The following is a 20519-nucleotide window of genomic DNA, read 5'->3' on the forward strand; positions in this document are numbered from 1 at the left end:
CGCTCGGGTATCCGTGATAGTTTTGACTTCATGGTGGTACCGGTCATCGGGCGGGGCGGTAGCGACGGGCGTGGGCTTCGGCGCCGGCGGGGGGCGTCCGCGAGTTGGTTCCTCGCGGCGGCGCTCGTGACGGTCGCGTGTGATGGGAGGGTCGTTGGAGGGATCGGCGAAGACGAGAACGGTTCGACATCGAGCGGCGGCGCGGGCGAGGGCAGCGCGCAAGGAAGCGCTGGCGTCGGTCACGCCGCGGGAACAGGCGGCTCCAGCGCGGAGGTGGGCTCGAGCGGCGCCACGGGCGGCGCGGCCGGCGCCGGTACCTCGGGGGGCCCGGGCGCGGGAGGTGACGGCCCCGGCGGCGGTTTTCCTTCGGAGGACGGCCCCGGTTACAGCGTCGTGTTCCCCGGAGAGGGCGTCAACGACAGCCTCTATGCGGCGGCGCTCGACGCACAGGGGCGGCTCGTGGTCGGCGGCGGCGCGGATGGAACCCTCTCGTTGAAGGGCGAAGACCACGCCGGCGCCGTGCTGATGTGGCTCTCTCCGAGCGGCGAGCTCGTGCAGGCCAGGAGCTTCGGCAGCGCCGCTTACGACACGCAGGTGAACGGGATTGCTCCGCTCGCCGACGGGTCGATCATCGCGGTCGGCACGTACCGCACCACGGTCGCCATCCGCGGCGAGATCTGGGTGCCCACGAACGAGAACTGGGGCCCCGACATGTTCGTGATGAAGGTCGCGGCGGACGGCGAGGTGATCTGGGCGCGGCACTTCGGCGGTATGGGGTACGACGTGGCGGAGAGCGCGGCCGTGGCGCCGAACGGCGATGTGGTCGTCTCGGGCTACGCCAACGGTGCGATCGACTTCGGAGGCGGCGTCCACGACGCCGGTGGGGACAACGCCTTCTTGCTGACGCTCGACGCCGACGGCGGTTACGTCACCAGCCAGGTGTTCTCCCCGAGGAGTGATCTCGACACCTGGCCCATGACGAACGCAACCGGAATGGCGCTCGGCGGGGACGGGACCGTCTGGCTCACGGGATACGCCGCTCAGTCGTTCGGCTACGGCTCGTACCTGACGCAGGTCTCACCGACTGGGCAGATCTTGACCCGAGAACCTTTCGGTGTTGATGGCTACACGCTGGCGAACGACATGAGCGGCGTGCGGGGCGGCGGCGCGCTGATCGTCGGTTACATGAACGGGACGGCCGATTTTGGCGGAGGCTCGCGGGACACGCTCGGCTCCACGAAGCTCTTCGCGGCGCGCTTCGGCCCCGGCGGCGAGCCGATGTGGAGCTCCGTCTTCGGCGACGGGGCCGACTACTACGCACGAGCCTCCGCCGTCGCGGCGGACGGTGGCGTGTTCATCACGGGCGGCGCTCACGGCGCTCTGGAGAGCCCGATGCTCGTCCGCCTCGCCGCCGACGGCACGCCGGGCGAACCGGAGGTCTTCGACGCTCCCGGACGCTTCTTCGCCGTCTGCACGGGAGGAGAACACTCCGTCTACCTCGCCGGCCAGCTCGACGGTCCGGGCGACTTCGGCTTCGGACCCGTCGGTGGGCAGCGCGAGCTCGTCGTTGTGCGGCTGGTCAGGTAGCCGGCGCCCGCGAATCGAGGGAGGAGCGTGGCGCCTCGAGGCGCTCAGCCGCCGCTGGCGCGCCGCACGGCGACGCCGACGCCGGCGGTGCTGTAGCAGCCGCTCACCGTCCAGGAGATGGTGGTGTTGGAGCTGGCCACGAGATAGCCGGCCAGCGCGACCATGGTCGTCGGATCGGTCAGGCGCCGGTTCATGGTGGAGGTCGCCGCGGTGGGGCTGATGGTGGCGCCGGTGTTGGCGTTGCGCGCCGCCATCACCGTGTACACGAACGAGTTGGTCGCGCTGAAGTTGGTGCTGACCCCTCGGGACACCGTGCCGCTGCAGTCCGTCGTGTTGGTGTGGATGCCGGTCGTGGTGGCGCTCGCGAACGGGTTCGACTGGTGCACGGCCTTCAGCTCCACCACGTTGGCGAAGTACACGCCCCAGGTGTTCGCGTTCGCCATCTGCACCACCACGGGCTTGTTGCCGGTGGCGGCCGGAAGCTGGCTGTCCAGGAGGTAGTAGATGTGCGCGGCGGAGTTGTTGTCGGCCTGCCGCGTGTTGAAGAGCGTCATCGGCGTGCCGTCGTAGGTGACGCTCACCGGCACGAGCGAGTTCTCGGAGGCGACGATCCCGACAAGGACCATGCGATCGTTGTCCCGCGGTGTCTGCAGGGCGTGGCTCACGTTGATGGTGGGCGCCGAATTCCCGATGGTGCTCAAGGTGCCGGTCGTGCCCGAGTTGACGACGACGATGTCCGGCGAGACGACGCAGTTGCCGTTCGAGCAGATGGACCTCGTCCCCGAGCACACGTGGCCGCAGTCGCCGCAGTTGCTGGCGGTGCCGAGCTGGGTCGTGCAGCCGCCGCTGGGGTCGCCGCAAGCCTTCCAGCCCGGGTCGCAGGTGGGCACGCAGGTGCCGGCCGTGCAGGCGGTGGCGCTCGCGTGCGCCTGGAGGCACTGGGTGTTGCAGGCGCCGCAGGCGTTGACGTCGCCGGAGACGTCCTTCTCGCAGCCGTTCATGCCGTTGCCGTCGCAGCTGCGCCACAGGCCGCTGCACACCGGGGTGCAGCCCGACGAGCTGCATTGATTGCTGGCGACGTGGGCGCTGGCCCCGCTCTGGCACACGAGGTTGCAGCCGAGGCAGTTGTTCTCGTCGTCCCACAGGTCGATGTTGCAGCCGTTCCTCGGTACCCCGCAGTCGTCGTACTGCGCGCTCGTGCACACCGGGTTGCAGGTGCCGTCGAGGCACAGGTTGCTGGTGGTGTGGATTATGTTGCACTGGGTGCCGCAGGCGCCGCAGTTCCCCTCGTCGGTCCTGACGTTGGCCTCGCAGCCGTCGGTCAGCGAGCTGTTGCAGTTGCCGTAGTCCGCCTTGCAGCCGGCGAAGGAGCACGCGCCGCCCTGGCAGGTCGCGGTGGCGTTCGCGTAGATCGTGTTGCAGTTGACGCCGCCGGCGGCCGCGCAGGCGCCGCAGTGGGTCTGGTTCGAGTTGACGTTCGTCTCGCAGCCGTTGTCCGGATTGCCGTCGCAGTCGCCCATCCCGCTGTTGCACGTCCGCACCTTGCAGTCGCCGCCCTCGCACTTGGGGGTGCCGCCGGCGATGGTGCAGGTCTCGCCGCAGGCGCCGCAGTGGCTGAGGCTCGTGTCCGTGTTCGTCTCGCAGCCGTTGTCGTAGCGGCCGTCGCAGTCGGCGAAGCCCGGCTCGCAGCTGCCGATGGCGCAGCCGGTGGCCGTGCACTTGCCGGTGCCGTTGGCGACCGTGCACAGGCCGCCGCACGTGCCGCAGTTCTCCGGATCGGCGGCCAGATTCACCTCGCAGCTGTCCTCGGGGTCGCCGTTGCAGTCGCCCCTGCCGGCCGGGCAAATCGTCTCGCCGCAAACGCCGTCGCGGCACCAGGGCCTGCCGCCTGCCTCGGGCACGCACTCGATGCCGCACCCGCCGCAGTGCAACACGTCACGGGTAGTCGCCCTCTCACAACCGTCGACGACCTCGCCGTTGCAGTCGGTGAAGCCCGCGTCGCACTCGACCTTGCACTCCGACGCCTCGCAATAGGCGTCGCCGTTCGCGGCCGGGCACAGCTCGTCGCACCCGCCGCAGTGGCTCGAGTCCGTCGAGGTGTTCACCTCACAGCCGTTCTCGGGATCGCCGTCGCAGTCGGCGTAGGGTGCTTCGCACGCCTTGACCTTGCAGGCGCCGCCCTGGCACTCGGCGGTCGCGTTCGGCAGCGCGCACTTCAGCCCGCAGCTGCCGCAGTTGTCCGTGTCGGTGCGGACGTTCACCTCGCATTCGCCCTCGGCCTGGCGATCGCAGTTGGCGTAGCCGTCCGAGCAGGTGGGGCCGCACACCCCGTCGATGCAATCGTCGCTGAGGCAGTCCTTGCTCGAGCGGCACTTCTTGCCGTCCTGGCAGCCCTCGCAGTCGGCGCCGCAGTCGACGTCGCTCTCGGTGCCGTTGGGCACGCCGTCGGTGCAGGTCGGCGCGACGCATTGGCCCTCCTGGCACACGCCGCTCTCGCAGTCGCTGGCCCGGTTGCACTTCTGGTCGGTCGCGCACTTCTTGTCGCAGCTGCCGCCGCAATCGACGTCCGACTCCGAGCCGTCGCGGGCGTCGTTCATGCAGCCCGCTTCCTGGCAGACGCCGTCGATGCACTCGCCCTCGGCGCAGTCGCGGCTCGCGGCGCAGCCGGAGCCGAGCGGGCATGGATCGCACTCGCCGCCGCAGTTCAGGCCCGTCTCGCCGTCGGACTGCGCGTCGTCCGTGCAGTGCGCCGGCGGGCCGGATACCGACGCGAACTCGAAGTCCGGCACGCTGCACGAAGCGGCGGCGGCGAAGATCCCCGCCGTCAGCGCGGCGGCCGAGAACGCGCGGAGCAGCGCGAAGCGACGCAGAAAGCTAGGGGTCGACATCGAACGACAAAAGTACCATTCGCTGGCGGATTTCGCGGCCATAAAGTGAAAAGACGGCGTCGGGATCCGCGCGCGAAAGCCCCGCCGGCGCGCGCGCACCTGCGGCCACGACGCGGTGCGGCGTCGCGCTCGGCGAAGGCCGCGCCGCCGCGTTGACGCGCGCGGCGAAGGCGCGCCGCCACGTTGACAGGAGAGGAGGCGTCAAGTCACCATGGCAAGCGCCGCATGAGGAATTTCCCGCGAATTCTCCGCGTCGCAGCGGTGCTGCTCCTGCTCGAGGCGCCCGCGCTCGCCCAGGACACCGACGAGCTCAAGCAAGCCCGCGCGCAGTTTCAGCAGGCGACCGAGCTCGAGCAAGCAGGCAACTGGGCCGCGGCCCTGCAGCGCTTTCGAGAGGTCGGCCAGGTGCGGATGACGCCGCAGGTTCGCTTCCACATCGCCGTGTGCGAGGAGAATCTGGGGCGGCTCGTGGCCGCGCTCGGTGGCTACGAGCTGGCGCTCGCCGAGGCCGACGTCGTCGGGCCCGAGTTTCGGGCCGAGGTCGATCAGTCGATCGGCCGGCTGCGCGCCCGGATCCCGAAGCTCGTCATCGTGCGCGGCAAGGGGGCGGCCTCCGCGGCCATTGCGCTCGATGGCATCGCCCTCGGCGGGACGTCCATCGGCGTCGAGGTGCCGCTCGATCCCGGGCCTCACGCGCTCACCGCGAAGGCTCCCAATTACAGGCCGTTCCAACAGACGGTGGAGCTGAAGGAGGAGGGGGTGACGCGCGTCGAGGTGACGCTCGAAGCGCTGCCGCAAGAGCTGCTGATCCAGGCGGGCGCCCTGCGGGAGAGGCCGCCTTCCAAGGTGGTGCCGTACGTCATCGGGGGCGTCGGCGCCGCGAGCCTGATCGGCTCGGGGGTGCTGTTCGGGCTCCGCCAGGGAGCGCTCCAGGATCTGGAAGACGCCTGCGGTCCGGCCGGCAAGTCATGCCCTCCGTCCATGCAGTCGCGTTACGACGACCTCAAATTCTATCATTATGGCGCGCAGGTGGCGCTCGGCGTCGGCGTCGTCGCGGTCGGCACGGCGACCGCAATCTTGCTTCTTCAGAACAGGAAGCCAAAGCAGCCCGAGAAAACCTCGCTCGAGCTCGTGCCCGTCGCGGGCGGATCCGAGATAGGCGCGAGTCTCTCAGGGACATTCTGAGGGAGTCGAGCTCGTCGAGAGCGGGGCGCTAGAACCCCGGATCATGCTTCCACGACTTCGGCGTCGCGGGGGCTGGCGTCGGGCTCGGCGAGCTGGTCTGCTCGGCGGGCTTGGTCGGACGGCGGGGCGCCGGGCGCGCGGGTGACGCCGGGAGCGGCGTCAGCGCCGGGGCCGGCGCAGCGCTGGCCGAGACGGAGGCAGAGGGCTCGCCCGGCTCGGTCGCAGGGTGCGCCTCCGCCTTGGGAGGCGCGGGCGCCGGCGCGGCGGACGCCGGGGCGGCGGGCGCGGCGCCCGAAGGAAGCGGGGCTGGTGCGTCGCCGCTCCGGAGCAGCACGGCGAGCACGCCGGCGGCGAGGAGACCGAGGATCACGACGGCGGGCAGCGCGCGGCTCCTGGAGCGCGCGAACGGCGGGATCTCGTCGTCGAGCGTGATCTTTCCTGCCACGCCCGGGGCTGCGCCGCGGAGGTTGACGGTCCTGAAGGCGCTCACCGACGAGGGGCTCCGGCCGGTCACGTCGGAGACGCCGGAGTTGTTGCTCAGCTGATTGCGGTCGGCGCGCTCCAGCGCTTCGGTGAGGGCCGCGCGCGTCTGCTCCTGCTGGTCCTCGAACAGCTCGCGGACGAAATTGGCGACGTCCTCGTCGGTGGCTCGCTGGCTCGGCGGCAGCGCCTTGTCGAGCGCTCGCATCAGCTCGTTGGCCGTGGCGTAGCGCTCGTCGCGCTCCTTTTCGAGCGCGCGCATCAGCACGTCCTCGAGCGACGCCGGGTAGTCGGCCTGGAACTCGTGCGGCGCCTCCACCGGGTCCGTCGACGAGATGGCGAACAGCGTCGCGCCCTCGGATTCCCTGCGGAACGGGTGTTTGCCGGTGGTGAGCGTGTAGAGCACGATGCCCATCGCGAACACGTCGACGCGCCGGTCGATCGCGTCGCCGCGCACCTGCTCCGGCGCCATGTAGCTCACCTTGCCCTTGAGCTGGCCGGCCTGCGTCGTGCTGTCGTTGAGCGCCGTGGCCTTGGCCACGCCGAAGTCCACCACCTTGGCCAGGCCGTTGTACGTGACCAGGATGTTCTGCGGGGAGATGTCGCGGTGCACAAGGCCGACGAGCTTGCCGCTCTTGTCCTTGAGCTCGTGCGCGGCGTGCAGGCCGGCGCAGGCCTGCGCCACGATGCGCACCGCGATCGGGATCGGCATGCCGTTCTGCCGCTTCGCGACCTTCATCACCTGGTTGAGCGGAATGCCGTCGATCCACTCCATCGCCAGGAACAGCACGCCGTCCTGCTCGCCGAGATCGAGGATCTCGACGGCGTTCGGGTGGCGGATCTGCGACGCGAGCGACGCCTCCGAGAGGAACATGCGCTCGAACTGGTCGTCCTCGGACAGCGTCGGCAGCATCGTCTTTACTGCGACGATCTTCTGGAAGCCGCGCGTTCCCTTCAGCCGCGCCGCCCACACCATGGCCATGCCGCCTGCCGCGATCGGCAGCAGCAGCTCGTAACGACCCAACACGGACCCGGGCCCGAGCTCGGCCGGGGTGTTGGGCAGGAGGTTCGGCGCAGGATTCACGCTACTCAGAAGGTTTGTTAAGTGCCCTGACCGTACGAGTGTGCGGCGACACGAGGCGAGTGCCTAGCGATAAGAAACACCGCGGAGACAAATTGCGGCTATCGCACCAATGACCCCACCTCCTTACATTCGCCGACAGCTGGCGGCGGCGCTTCGCGGATGGGCAGCTGCCGCCAAAACGCCGTTAGCAAGTCCAAACGCTGTCCGGAAGTCAAGCTGCTCTTATCCGCCTACCATCGTACAAGGACGGCGGACGGGCGCGTCGTCACGCGCCATCGCGCGTCGTCACCGCCGCACGACGAACATCGCGGCGAAATACCCGTCTGTGCCGTGCACGTGCGGCAGCAGCCGGAACGCGTCGCCGCCGCCCGCGAGCTCCCGCGCGAGCTCCGCGTCGAACGGCGCCGGCTCCAGCCGGACGCCGAGGCCGTCGTCCGCCGGGGCCGCGAGCCGCGCCGCGACGGCCTCGCACTCCTCGCGCAGCACGCTGCACACAGCGAACACGAGCCGGCCGCCGTCCCGGGCGCGGGTCGCGGCGCGGCGCGCGATCGCGACCTGGAGGTCGGCCAGGCGCGGGAGATCGTCCGCCTCGCGCCGGAGCGCGATCTCCGGGCGCCGCCGCAGCGTGCCCACCCCGGAGCATGGGGCGTCGACGAGCACCCGGTCGTAGCCCTCGGGGACGTCGCCCGCGCCCACCGTCCAGTCGACGGCGTAGGTCTCGCGCACGGAGGCCGCAGCCCGCCCGAGCGCGCCGCCCTGCGCACCGCCGGCCTCCGCGCCTGCGCCCTCCGCGCTCACGGGAGGCGCGCCCAGCGCCGCGCGGAGCTGCGAGAGCTTCGCAGGGTACAGATCCGCCGCGTCCACCGCGCCGCCGGGCAGCACCGCGCGCGACAGGAGCCACGACTTGTTGCCCCGGCCGGAGCAGGCGTCGAGCACGGCCTCGCCGGGCCGCGCGCCGAGCGCGAAGGCGAGCGCCTGCGCGCCCTCTTCCTGGCCGATCCACGCGGCGCCGAAGCCCGGGAGCCGCCGGAGATCGCCTGCGCCCCGCGCGACGATCGCGGCCGGCGAGACGCACCCCGCCTCGAACGTCGCGGTGGGCGCGGCGGCTCGCAGTGTCTCGATCCACGCGCCGCGGTCCTCGCCGGGGGCGACGCAGAGGCCGGTCGGCGGCGGCACCGGGCCGGCCGACAGGAACGCCTCGGCCGCGGCCCGGCCGAGCGAGCGGCGCAGGGCGCCCCGCAGCCACCCCGGCGCGGAGGCGACCACCGCGCTCGCGAGCGGCGGGCGACCGCCGGACTCCACGGCCGCCGCGAGCCGGCGCAGCACGGCGTTCGCGAACGCGCCGACCCGCGGCCCGCCGGCCGCCTGGGCGCCGTCCACCGCCTCCGAGACCGCGGCGAACGAGGGGACGCGATCGAGGAAGCAGAGCGAGTACGCCCCCATCAGCACGTGGGCGCGCACCAGCGGGTCGGTCGTCCAGCGGCTCTTCGCGGCGAACTCGGCGATGCGCGCCTCGAGCGCCGCCTGCGCGCGCAGGACGCCGTAGACGAGCTCCGTCGCGAGGCCGACGTCCCGCGGGTCCAGCGCCTGCGCGCGGCGCAGCTCGGCGTCGAGGGCCGCCGAGGCGAAGGCCTCCGAGCCCCACACCCGCGCGAGCACGCGCGCCGCGACCGCGCGCGGCCCGCTCTCGGTCGGGTGCGGCGGGCGCGCCGCGCCGCGGCCCCCGTCACCTTGGTCCCGGTCAGCCAACGAGCTCCTTGAATTGCCCCTGGATCACGTCCCAGCGGCGCTCGACGTCGTTCTTGAAGGCGATGCCCATCAGGCCGATGAGCACCACGAGCCCGACCAGGCTCGCGATCTCACGGACGCGCAGCGGCAGCGGGCGCCGCAGCACGGCCTCGAACGTGAAGAACAGGAGGTGGCCGCCGTCGAGCACCGGGATGGGCAGCAGGTTGATGAGCCCGAGGTTGATCGAGATGACCGCCATCGCCCAGACGAAGTAGCTGACCCCCTTCGCGCCCTCCTCGCCGATCACGTCGTACACCGTGATGGGGCCGCCCAGGGTGGAGATGCTGACCTTGCCCTCCATGATGCGGACGATCCCGACCACGATGAACCGGATGACGTCGTACGTCTCGTCGACCGCGCTCTCCAGGGCGAACTGGAAGGCCGACGGGCTGTCGACGAACGGCTCGGCCACCATCGGCGACCAGTTCGACGCGCGCAGGTAGAAGCGCGGGCGGTGCTGGCCGTACTCGTCGATCCAGTCCTCGCGGCGGAGCTCGATGGTGCCGCTCTTGCGCTGGCCCGAGCGCTGCCACGTGATGACGTGCGATCTATCCGGGGCCGCGAAGAGCCGCTCGACGAACGTCGACCAGGCGGTGACCTCGACGCCGTCGACCTCCGTGATGCGATCGCCCGGCCGGAGCTCGGCGTCCCACTCGGCCGAGCCCTCGGGGACCTCGGCGACGTAGAGGTCGGCCGGCTCGATGCCGGTCCGCGCGAGCAGATCGCCGTGGCCGCTCTCCGGCGTCAGCGCGGCCACGCCCGACTCGTAGACGGCGAGCTCGGCCAGGCCGCCGAGCGCGCGCGGCACCGTGACCGGCCGCAGGTACGTGACCGGCACCGTGGCGCCGCGGCTCTCCTCGAGCGCGATCTCCAGGTCGGCGAACGTCTTCACGGGCGTGCCGCGCACCTCCGTCACGACGTCGAACGTGCGCAGCCCGGCCCGGAACGCGGGCGAGTCGGGCCGCGAGACGCCCACCACGGCGGCGGGGCGGCTCGGCCGGACGCCGATCTCGCCCACCCGGTCCACGATCTCGAGCGGCTTCTGGACGACCTTCTCCTCGGGGACGACCGTGACCTCGACGTGCTCCTTGTTGCGGAACACCTTGAGCCGGAGCTCCTGGTTGGGGCTCTTCGTCACGATCCGGTGCAGCTCGGCGAAGGTGCTGACGCGCTCGCCGTCCACCTCGAGGATGCGATCGCCCGGGATCAGCCGGCCCTCGGCCGGGTGCCCCGGCAGGACCACGCCGACCGTCGGCGGGACGAAGCGGGTCTCCCCGATGAAGACGGCGAAGTAGAGCAGCACCGGGAAGAGCACGTTCATCGCCGGGCCGGCCATGACGATGATCACGCGCTTCCAGAGCGCCTGGGACTCGAAGGTGCGCTTGCGATCCTCGGGGAGCACGGCCTCCTGCCGGTTCTCCTCGAGCATCTTCACGAAGCCGCCGAGGGGCAGGAGCGCGACGCAGTACTCCGTCTCCCGGCCCCGCAGGCGCAGCACCCGGGGGCCGAAGCCGATCGAGAAGGTGAGGACCTTCACGCCGAAGATCTTCGCGCACACGAAGTGGCCGAGCTCGTGCACGAAGATGAGCACGGAGCAGAGCAGCGCGAAATACAGGAGGTCCACGGCGGCGGTTGTCTTTACGCGAGGCCGGGCTCGGTGACCACTGGCCACTGAGGGGGCGCGGGGCCGCGACGCCTCCGCGCGAAGGGCGGCCTCCGGCGCAGGCCTCCGGCACAGGTACGCCGTCCGGTCCGTGGAAAGGCGCCCTCCGGCGTGAGGTGCCTTCACGGCGATGGCCCGGGTCGGCCGCCCACGAACACCCGCAGTCCCGCCGCGTGGCGAAATGTCACAGAGCGCGGGCGCGCGATGCGCGGTGCTGACGAGCGCCGGAGGGCCGCGTGCCCCGCGCATCCGTGATATCTCACCGATGGAACTCGGCCGGGCGCCGCGCCCGCGAGCGACGCCTCACGGCGGACGGTCCCCTGGCCGATTCTCGCGATGTGCCCTGATACGAACTGCGAGGTCCCATCATGAAGCACACGATTGAGCACGACCTGAGCGACAGCGAGGCAAAGCTGGCCACCGAACGAGCGATCGCGCAGTACCGAGAGCGGTACGCCGAGTACGAGCCTTTCCTCGTGTGGCGCGATCCGCGGCGCGCCGAGCTCGGTTTCTCGGTGAAGGGCGTCAAGCTCAAAGGCAGCATGGAGCTCCGCCCCGGCGCCGTGGACGTGGATCTCGACGTGCCTCTCCTGATGCGCCCCTTCAAGGGGGTGGCGATCGCCGCCATCGACAAGGAGGTTCGTCACTTCATCGAAGAGGCGCACCGCGAACGGGCCCAGGGAGGCGGCAAAGCTACCTGAGCGAGCGGGCTGTTCCGCTATGGACATGAGCGCCAGACGGCGCTATGTTGCTCCGACAGTATCTACTTCGCCGGCCGAAGTACGCCCCGCGACACGACTCACTCCAGTGCTCGGCCGGCAGGGGGCTGTCTCCTCGCTGCTCACCCTGCCGGCCTCGTCGTCGCGCTCCCCCGTCGTTGGACTCACGGAGCGAGCGCCTTCACGGCCGTCAGCTTGCGCGAGGCCAGCACGGAGTGGATCACCGTGATGAGGCCGCTCGCGTCGATCTCGCAGCGCATGACGAACCGCGGCGCCAGCTTCTCCACGGTGCTCCTGCGCTCGATGACGACCGCGGGGAGGCCGTTGATGAGGCGCAGCTCGTGGCGGAGCGCTCCGGGGCCGTCGATCCTCAGCAGGCCGATGTAGAACCGCGCGACCCGGTTCGGGCCGACGACGATCCGGCGCGCCGCCTTGAACTCGCCGTTCGCATCGTTGATGACCCGGACGCCCTCGCTCAGGAGCGCCTCGATCGCGGCGACGTCCTGCGTCGCCAGGGTCTGCAGGAAGCGCACGAGCGCAGCGCCCGACCGCTCGACGAGCTCGGGCGAGGGGCGGCAGCGGTCGCGCTCGTACGGCTCGAGGGCGCGGCGGGCGCGGTGGTGCGTCGTCTTCACGCTGGCCTCCGACAGGTCGAGCGCGGCGGCGGTCTCCTGCACCGAGTAGTCGAAGACGTCGCGGAGCAGGAGCACCGCGCGCTGCTGCGGGGTCAGCGCCTCGAGCGCGATGAGGAAGGCGAAGGACGCGCTCTCGAGGAGGTCGTAGCGGCCCTCGGTGCCGTCCTTGCCGGGGATCTCGAACGACGGGGGCTCGGGCTCCGCCTCGATCGGGGAGGGGAGCCACGGTCCGTCGTAGGCGAGGCGCTTGCGGCGCCGGAGGGCGTCGCGGCCGAGGTTCAGCGCGACGCGCGCGAGCCAGGGGCGGACGGGCTCTCCGGTGCGCGCGGGCGGGCGCTCCAGCGCGCGGACGAACGTCTCCTGCACGATGTCGTCTGCGTCCGCGGCGCTGCCGGTGAGCCGGTAGGAGAGGGCCCAGAGGAAGCGCTCGTGCTCGCGGTAGCTCGCGGCGACGAAGCCGGGGGCGGCGAGCCCCGCGCTCGGGGCAGGAGAGGCCGTGGAGCTGCTCATGACGCGTCGGGTAACCCCGTCACGCCGCGCGGTCGAGCGCGCGGCGCGAGAGGATGGCCCTCGCGGCGTCCCGCGCGCTGGCGAGGCTCGCGTCGGCGAGCATGCCCGTCGGCCCGACCCAGTCGCCCGCGAGGAAGAGCCCGTCGAGCTCCGGGACGCGGACGCCGGGGCGCCCTGCGTGGCCGCCGCCGTCCGCCGTGACCACGGCGTTGGAGACGATGAGCGAGGGCAGGAAGCGGCGCTCGACGATCGCGTCGCGGTAGCCGGGCTGCGCGCGGTCGAGCAGATCCTCGAGCTCGCGCTCGGGGTCGCGGCCGGCGAGCTCGGGGCTGTACTGGGCGGTGTGGATCACGGCGCCGCCCGCGGGAGCGATGCGCGCGGCGTCGGAGTGGACCGACAGGTAGAGCGGGCGATCGATGCCGAGCACGAAGCCCGGGCGCGTGCGGGGGAGCCTCGACAGGGCGACGTCGAGGCACGCGGCGCGGACCGGGAGGGCGCGCTCGGCGTGCGCGGCGAGCGCCGTGCTGGTAGGCACGAGCGCGGCCACGGCGCGCGGGCTCGCGGCGATGAGCACGGCGCCGGCGCCGAGGCGGTCGCCATTCGCGAGCTCCACGGCCGAGACGGCGCCGCCCTCGGCCGCGATCTGCGTCGCGCGCACGCCGCTGAGGATCTCCACGCCGGCCGCCACGGCGGCGTCGCGCAGGCCGTCGACGAGGGTCCTCCAGCCTCCGTCGAGGTAGAGCACGCCGTGGCTCAGGGCGAGCTGCACCTGCGCGAGCGCCGCGCCGGCGCTCTGGCGATCGTCGTCGGCGCAGTAGGTCGACAGCCGGACGATCGCGCCGACGAAGCGCCGCACCTCAGGCGTCCGGAAGGCGTCACGGAGCCAGGCCGAGACCGGGACCGACGCGAGCGGCGCGGGGTTCGCCGCGGCGAGGCTGCCAAGGACGCGCCCCATCTCGACCTTCGCGGCGAGGGGGAAGAGGCCCGTCGTGAGGAGCGACAGGGCGCCGGACGGCAGGGTGTGAAGGGCGCCGCGGTCGAGGGCGAGCGCGCCCGACTGGGACGGCGGCGCGCCGGTGAACCGGACGCCGAGCTCGCGAAGCACCTCGTGCGCCGTGCCCCCGCGGTAGAGCGCGTGGGCGCCGAGGTTCAGCGAGAAGCCGTGGCTCTCCTGCGTGGAGGCGCGGCCGCCCGGCGCGTGCGCCTTCTCGACGAGGGCGACCGACCGACCCGCCCGGCCCAGGTACGCCGCCGCGGCCAGGCCCGCGAGCCCGCCGCCGATCACCACCACGTCTTTTGTAGTACGCATCACATAACCCCTTTCCTGGCGGTACCACGATCGGAGGGCCGGAAAGGTTACGCGCGCCGTGTCGAATTTCCGGAGCGCGCCCGGAGGGCTGGGCGGGGAGGGGGAAGCGGCGTGCCGGCGCTCAGGTGGCGCGGACGAGCGGCGTGTCGACGAGGTGCTCGGACAGGAACCACACCTGCATCTCGTTCGTGCGGAGGACGTCGCTCATGAGCAGGTCGGCGGTGCCGTCGTCGCGGTTGTCGGTGGCGAGCTTCACCGCCTCGCGCGTCTCCGCGAGGATGACCTCGTGCGCGTCGAGCAGGCGCGAGAGCTGGGCGGGCACCTGCTCGCGGCCGCGGGGCGCCCGCTCGATCCTCGTCGTCTCCGCGACGTCGTGCGCCATGGCGATCGAGACGCCGCCCAGCATCTGGACGCGCTCGCCGAGCATGTCGATCAGCGCGGTTTGCTCCTTGAAGTGCTTGTCGAAGAGCAGGTGGAGCTGGAAGAAGGTCGCCCCGGACACCTGCCAGTGGTGCTTCTTGTACATGTCGCGCAGGACGAGCGTGTCCGACAGGATCTGATTCAGCGCCCGGATGCTCTCCGCGCGCGACTTCGAGGCGAGCGCCAGGGGATAGTCCACGACCGTCCCGAAAGGCTGGATCTCCTCGCTTCGCTGGCGGAGGAGCGGCTGGGCCTCCAGCGCCCGCGCTCCGCCTTCCTTGCCGCCACGCCCCTGTTTCCTCTGTTGCTTCCGCTGTACTGCCATGGGCCCCTCCCCGTCGATCGGTTCACTACGTATCTAGAGCCCGAGGCTGCTCCGTCCATGGCTGCACGTCCGCTGTCGTGTCCAGGCCGGCTCGCGCGGCGCTCCGCTGGGGGGCGCGCCCGCGGGCCCCCGCGGAGCGCCGCTCGGCTCGCATCCGGCCGGGATTTCGTGCAAAGTCCAGCGCAGCATGAAACGGCTCCTGCTCACCAGCGCGCTGCCCTACGCCAACGGGCACATCCACATCGGCCACCTCGTCGAGTACACCCAGACCGACATCTTTGCCCGTTATTGGCGGATGACCGGGCGGAGGTGCATTTACCTGTGCGCCGACGACACCCACGGCACGGCCATCATGATCCGCGCTCGGCAAGAGGGGCGGAGCGAGGCCGACGTCATCGCGGACATGAGCGCGGCGCACCAGCGCGATTTCGCGGCCTTCCAGATCCGGTTCGACCACTACGGCAGCACGAACTCCCCCGCGAACCGCGCGCTGTGCGAGGAGATCTGGGCGTCGCTGCGCGAGCGCGGCATGGTGACCACGAAGGAGGTCACGCAGCTCTTCGATCCGCAGGAGGGCATGTTCCTGGCGGATCGCTTCGTCAAGGGCACCTGCCCGAAGTGCGCGGCCCCGGACCAGTACGGCGATAGCTGCGACCGGTGCGGCTCGACCTACGCCGCGACCGATCTGGTCGAGCCGAGGAGCGCGCTCACCGGCGCGCGGCCCGAGGTGCGGAGCGCGCAGCACCTCATGGTGGCCATCGAGCCGGAGCGGCCGTTCCTGTCGACCTGGACGCAGGGCGAGGGGCGGATGCCGAAGGAGATCGCGAACTACCTCGCGGGGCACTTCCTGTCGGAGCCGCTCCGCGACTGGGACGTATCGCGCCCCGCGCCGTACTTCGGGTTCGAGATCCCCGACGCTCCAGGGAACTACTGGTATGTCTGGTTCGACGCGCCGATAGGGTACATGGCCGCGAGCAAGGAGTGGTGCGACCGGGAAGGCGAGGCGTTCGACGACTGGTGGCGATCCGAGGAGACGGAGGTCGTCCACGTCATCGGGAAGGACATCGTGTATTTCCACACGCTCTTCTGGCCGGCGATGCTGAAGAGCGCGCGCTTCTCGCTGCCGTCGCGCGTGCAGGTGCACGGGTTCCTCACCGTGAACGGAGAGAAGATGTCGAAGAGCAAGGGCACCTTCGTGCTGGCCTCGACGTACCTGAAGCACCTCGACCCGGCGTACCTCCGTTATTACTACGCGAGCAAGCTGAGCTCGAAGGTCGACGACATCGATCTGAACCTGGAAGAGCTCGTGAACAAGGTGAACGCCGAGCTCGTGAACAAGGTCGTGAACCTGGCGAGCCGGTCGTCGCGCTTCGTGGCGCAGGCGGGGCTGTCGGCGGCCTACCCGGAGGACGGGGGGCTGTTCGCGGCGGCGGCCGCGGAGGGCGACGCGATCGGGGCGGCGTACGCGGCGTTCGACTATGCGCGGGCGACGAGGAGCATCGTGGCGCTGGCGGATCGGGCGAACGAGTATGTCGACCGGATGCAGCCGTGGGCGCTGGCGAAGCAGCCGGAGAAGAAGGCGGAGGTGCAGGCCGTTTGCACCGTGGCGCTCAACCTGTTCCGGCAGATCGTGCTCTACCTGGCGCCGGTGCTCCCGAAGCTGGCCGACGACGTCGGGCGGCTGCTCGGGTGTCCCATGGACCGGTGGGAGCTCGCGAAGACGCCGCTTGTGGGGACGCCTGTGGCCGCGTATGAGCACCTCATGAAGCGGGTCGAGCCGGGCGCAGTGGAGAAGATGATCGCGGAGGGCCGCCCTGCCGAGGAGGCGGCGGCGCCGGGCGGCGCGGCGGCTACGGCGGGGGCGCCTGCCGCGGCGGCGCCGGCGACGGCGGGCGCGGAGGACGACGGGGCGGCGCTCGCCAAGGAGCCGCTCGCGCCGGAGTGCACGATCGACGATTTCAGCAAGGTCGACCTGCGCGTCGCGCGCATCGTCGCGGCGGAGCACGTGCCTGAGGCGAAGAAGCTGCTCAAGCTGACCGTCTCGCTCGGCGGGGAGGCGCGGAGGACGGTGTTCGCCGGGATCAAGGCGTATTACAAGCCGGAAGACCTCATCGGGAGGCTCGTCATCGTGTGCGCGAACCTGGCGCCGCGGAAGATGAAGTTCGGCCTCAGCGAGGGGATGGTGCTCGCGGCGGGGGACGAGACGGTGCATATCCTGGCGCCGGACTCGGGGGCGAAGCCGGGGATGCGGGTGCACTGAGGGAACTCACGGAGGTCGTCGCTGGCGGTCGCGTGCCGCCCGCGAGGAGTGCCCCGTCGATGTGAGAGCTGCCGGATAACGAGCGGGTAACGAGCGGGTGTCGATCGTCGCCCGGATATCGGCTTGCTCACGTATCCTCGGCGCATGGTGCGTCGTGACGAGGTCGAGCCCGAGCCCCGCTTGCGGGGTAAGGGAGCGGTCTCACGCTGCACGTCTCCAGCGGGTGAGAGTCCCGTCCGGGTAAGCGCCGGAGCGCCCGGTAGCAGGCCCCAGGTTGGCGGGGGAGACCCCGCGGCCCGAGCGGGGCGTCGAAAGCCTCCACGGAGGGAGCAAGAACGCGGGCCGCAACATGAAGTGAAGCCTGCCGCCTCGACAGAGAAACAACGAGGGAGCCGAGCCGCGCATGCCACGGCGAAGGCCACGTCCGTCGCGCCGCAGTCCGGAGCAGAACGCGCGACGGGTCCCTCCGGGGTACAGGGCGCAGCACGCGTTCAAGGAGAGGTGCGGAACACGGGAGGCCCGTCTGCGTCGCCGTCGTCGCGGCAAGGTGGCTCGTATAAGCCGAAGGTGAAGTCGAGCGCTGCGCAGCGGGAGTCCGAGGGGGCCGTAGTACCGTCGAGGGCCGCGACGAACAACGCGGTCGGAGGGAGAGGCCCCTGCGGTGGTCGCGTCGGTCGAGGAGGTAAGCGCGAGGGCATGGCCTGCAGGACCGGTTCCAACCACCCCCGCGGGCGCGAGCCCGCGGACCAAGTGCGACAACTCCAACGCCGGCTGTGGGTCGCGGCCAAGCGGCATCCGGGGCGCCGGTTCCACGCGTTGTATGACCGCATCGCGAGGTGTGACGTCCTCGCGGAAGCGTGGAAGCGGGTGAAGCGGAACCGCGGTGCGGCGGGCGTCGATGCTCAGACGCTCGCCGACATCGAGCAGCACGGCGTGGAGCGCTTCCTCGAAGAGCTCCGCGTCGCGTTGCGGGCAGGCTCGTACCGGCCAGCAGCGGTGCTGCGCCGGTACATCCCGAAGGCTGACGGAAAGAAGCGGCCGCTAGGCATCCCGACACCATCGACAAACTGCGCCACGTGCAGCACCCCCTTCGGACTACGTCACCGTCACGCTGCCCATCCACCCTCTGAAGGGACAGCGGCTTCCTGTGGTCTCGTCCGTGCGAGGCCAGGATGGGCGGCGGTACGTCGACGCCGAGCATCCGCAGGGCTGGACGATCCGGCTTCCCATCGAGTGGACCGATCGAGCTGGTCCAGGGGTGACCCCGCGGTGGCACGGCCGCGAAGTCCGTCTGGATGCTCGCGGTTTGCTTGAGCTCGCTCGCGCCGTGAGGACCGCCCTGGACCTCCACCGAGAGGAGCCCAATACACAGACAGTGGCATCCGCCAAAGCGAGCCAACCCGCCCATGCATCGGCCGAAGACCCCTCCGTGGTCGACGCTCCCCGCAACAATGCAGCGAGATCTGCTGGGCGCGTGGGCCACGCTCGTCCTCAAGATCCTCCGCGTCGAGCCCACACCCGTCGAGGCCGGCCATGAGCGACAAGATCCAGCCGCAGCATCTGGAGCGTCGTGCGATCGTCTACATGCGCCAGTCCACGCTCCGCCAAGTCTACGAGCATCCTGAGTCTACGTCCCGGCAATACGCGCTGCAACAGCGTGCGATCGCGCTTGGCTGGCCTGCCGACCGTATCGACGTGATCGACGAGGACGTTGGTCAGAGCGCCACAAGCGCCCAGTGGCGCACCGGCTTCCAGCGGCTGGCCGATGATGTAGCGCACGGACGCATCGGCGCCATTTTCGCGCTGGAAGTCTCACGGCTCGCCCGCTGCTCTGCGGACTGGTACCGGCTGCTCGACTTGTGCGGTTTCGCCGATGTGATTCTCGCTGATGAGCACAGCGTCTACACTCCACGCGATTCCAACGATCGGCTGCTCCTTGGACTTAAGGGTACGATGAGCGAGGCAGAGCAAATGTGGATGCGCTTGCGACTGCACGGCGGAAAGCTCAGCAAGGCGCGTCGCGGAGAGCTCTTTCTTCACGCTGCAACCGGCTATGAATGGGATGAAGCTGCGTGCCGCTTCCGATTCGATCCGGACGAGCACATCCAGCGTGCTGTCCGCCTCGTCTTCGAACGCTTCCGCCTCGATGGGAGCGCCTACGCTGTGATGCGGTACTTCGCCGACCGTGGACTCAAGATGCCGGCGCGCAGCATCGCGACACGCGAGCTAAGCTGGGTGCCTCCGCGGCATAGTACGATCCTTCGCATGCTTCATAATCCGACGTACGCCGGTGCGTACGTCTTTGGTCGACATGAGGAACGCATCGCCCTTGTTGACGGTCAACTGCGTCGCCGCCGCGTGACCCGTCTGACGCAAGAGGCATGGAAGACATGCATTCGCGATCGCCATCCGGCCTACATTCCATGGGAGGAATTCATGGCCAACCAACGAAAGCTGCATAACAACCGGACCCATCAAACATCGCCGGATCAGCACGGGGCCGCTCGTGAAGGACCGGCCTTGCTCCAAGGCCTCGCGTTGTGTGGCAAGTGTGGTCACCGCATGGCCACGAATTATCAAGGCACGCTGCGACGCGCACACTATGAATGCCGAGCCCCGATCACATATGCCGGCGGTCGGCATGTGTGCTGGACCGTTTCGGCGCGGGCCATCGATGAGGCGGTCGCGAGGCTCTTTCTGGAGGCGGCCCATCCGCCTGATATCGAAATTGGTCTGGCTGTCGTCCGCGAAGCAGAGCGACAGTCAAGCGAGGTGAACCGCCAGTGGAAGCTGCGACTGGAGCGGGCGCGGTATGAGGCGCGGCTGGCGGAGCGTCGGTATAAGGCAGTCGACCCGGACAATCGCGTCGTCGCGCGCACGCTTGAACGCGATTGGAATGAAAAGCTTCGCGAGGTCGAGGCGTTGGAACGAGAGCACCAGGAGATCTGCCGACGCGAAAAGGTCAATATCACCGACGAGGACCGTCTCCGCATCTTGTCGCTTACCAGAGACCTCACTCAGGTCTGGAACGCGCCATCCACCACGCACGCCGAGCGGAAGAATCTTCTCCGCATGCTCGTCCAGCAAGTGACCTTGAGCCCCATCGAGGTTCCTGCGCGCATGACCCGCGTGCAACTGCTCTGGAAGACGGGCGTGGTCAGCGACTTCACCGTTCCGCGACGCAGCAAGGACATGGCTGTGGCAACGCCTCCCGAAGCGATCGAGCTTATCCAAGAGCTTGTCTTTGCTCAGAAGCCCGACTGGGTGATCGCCGATGAGCTCAACCGTCGCGGCCTGCGCACGGGACGCAGCGCGCGGTGGAGCGCGATGTCTGTCCGCTGGATCCGCTGGCGCCGCGGCCTGCGGCGCCCGGGCCTCCCGCCCCCCTCCGTACGTCGGCCGGACCAGCGCGCCGACGGCCTGTATTCCATCCACGGCGTCGCTGCGCGCTTTCAGGTCACCGAGCACGTCGTGCGCTACTGGGTCGCAAAAGGCTGGCTGAAAAGCGTCGAGGGGGGCGGCCTCGGTCGCACTTTGTGGTTCAAGCTCGACCGGGCAACGATCAAACGTCTGAACGAGGCCAAGGCCTGCGGCTACGGCCCGCGACCGCGAAGACATTCCCAAACCCGCGTGCAGGAGAAGAAGCAGTATGCGTAGGGCATCCCG

The 20519-nt window shown here is 70.4% G+C and carries 13 protein-coding genes; 6 read left to right on the top strand and 7 right to left on the bottom strand.

The genetic code is table 11. The annotated features are described in order from the left end of the window. The first annotated feature begins 126 nt into the window (after positions 1 to 126). The gene (locus tag POL72_RS40340; RefSeq protein WP_272102174.1) at positions 127 to 1587 is read left to right on the top strand and encodes a WD40 repeat domain-containing protein; all 1461 of its coding nucleotides are present in this window, start codon (positions 127 to 129) and stop codon (positions 1585 to 1587) included. Between the two features lie 44 nt (positions 1588 to 1631). Here the strand turns inward: POL72_RS40340 and POL72_RS40345 are convergent, their stop codons facing one another. After that, the gene (locus POL72_RS40345; protein WP_272102175.1) at positions 1632 to 4475 is read right to left on the bottom strand and encodes a hypothetical protein; all 2844 of its coding nucleotides are present in this window, start codon (positions 4473 to 4475) and stop codon (positions 1632 to 1634) included. A 225-nt stretch (positions 4476 to 4700) separates the two neighbouring features. Between POL72_RS40345 and POL72_RS40350 the strand changes: the two genes are divergently transcribed. Continuing rightward, positions 4701 to 5660: a PEGA domain-containing protein gene (locus POL72_RS40350; RefSeq protein ID WP_272102176.1), complete on the top strand. Its 960-nt coding sequence runs from the start codon at positions 4701 to 4703 to the stop codon at positions 5658 to 5660. A gap of 28 nt (positions 5661 to 5688) precedes the next feature. Here POL72_RS40350 and POL72_RS40355 read toward each other — a convergent pair whose 3' ends face one another. The 3 genes from POL72_RS40355 to rseP form a co-directional block, all read right to left on the bottom strand. Further along, positions 5689 to 7224, bottom strand: coding sequence for a serine/threonine protein kinase (locus POL72_RS40355; RefSeq protein ID WP_272102177.1), 1536 nt, complete (start codon positions 7222 to 7224; stop codon positions 5689 to 5691). A gap of 285 nt (positions 7225 to 7509) precedes the next feature. Continuing rightward, the gene (locus tag POL72_RS40360; RefSeq protein WP_272102178.1) at positions 7510 to 8973 is read right to left on the bottom strand and encodes an RsmB/NOP family class I SAM-dependent RNA methyltransferase; all 1464 of its coding nucleotides are present in this window, start codon (positions 8971 to 8973) and stop codon (positions 7510 to 7512) included. Continuing rightward, positions 8966 to 10636, bottom strand: coding sequence for an RIP metalloprotease RseP (gene rseP / locus POL72_RS40365; RefSeq protein WP_272102179.1), 1671 nt, complete (start codon positions 10634 to 10636; stop codon positions 8966 to 8968). The genes POL72_RS40360 and rseP overlap by 8 nt, the downstream gene beginning before the upstream one ends. Before the next feature lie 407 nt (positions 10637 to 11043). Between rseP and POL72_RS40370 the strand changes: the two genes are divergently transcribed. Next, a complete protein-coding gene (locus POL72_RS40370) occupies positions 11044 to 11376 on the top strand; it encodes a polyhydroxyalkanoic acid system family protein (RefSeq protein WP_272102180.1) in 333 nt (110 codons plus the stop codon). Positions 11377 to 11558: 182 nt separating this feature from the next. Here the strand turns inward: POL72_RS40370 and POL72_RS40375 are convergent, their stop codons facing one another. From POL72_RS40375 to POL72_RS40385, 3 genes are all read right to left on the bottom strand, one after another. Next, positions 11559 to 12539, bottom strand: coding sequence for a sigma-70 family RNA polymerase sigma factor (locus POL72_RS40375; RefSeq protein WP_272102181.1), 981 nt, complete (start codon positions 12537 to 12539; stop codon positions 11559 to 11561). A 19-nt stretch (positions 12540 to 12558) separates the two neighbouring features. Continuing rightward, positions 12559 to 13848 carry a phytoene desaturase family protein gene (locus POL72_RS40380; RefSeq protein ID WP_272102182.1) on the bottom strand — a complete coding sequence of 430 codons (1290 nt, stop codon included), beginning with the start codon at positions 13846 to 13848 and terminating at the stop codon, positions 12559 to 12561. Between the two features lie 121 nt (positions 13849 to 13969). Beyond that, positions 13970 to 14593 (bottom strand): Dps family protein, encoded by a 624-nt coding sequence (locus POL72_RS40385; RefSeq protein ID WP_272102183.1) that lies wholly within the window; start codon positions 14591 to 14593, stop codon positions 13970 to 13972. A gap of 187 nt (positions 14594 to 14780) precedes the next feature. On the opposite strand from POL72_RS40385, the gene metG reads away from it, so the two are divergent. From metG to POL72_RS40395, 3 genes are all read left to right on the top strand, one after another. Then, positions 14781 to 16853, top strand: coding sequence for a methionine--tRNA ligase (gene metG / locus POL72_RS40390; protein WP_272102184.1), 2073 nt, complete (start codon positions 14781 to 14783; stop codon positions 16851 to 16853). Between the two features lie 1117 nt (positions 16854 to 17970). Beyond that, positions 17971 to 18390: a DUF5372 family protein gene (locus tag POL72_RS52005; protein WP_373372238.1), complete on the top strand. Its 420-nt coding sequence runs from the start codon at positions 17971 to 17973 to the stop codon at positions 18388 to 18390. Next, entirely contained in the window at positions 18387 to 20510 is a 2124-nt protein-coding gene (locus tag POL72_RS40395; protein WP_272095864.1) for a recombinase family protein, read from the top strand. The genes POL72_RS52005 and POL72_RS40395 overlap by 4 nt, the downstream gene beginning before the upstream one ends. Positions 20511 to 20519: the final 9 nt, after the last annotated feature.

It is taken from the genome of Sorangium aterium (genome assembly GCF_028368935.1).
Lineage (GTDB): Bacteria > Myxococcota_A > Polyangia > Polyangiales > Polyangiaceae > Sorangium > Sorangium atrum.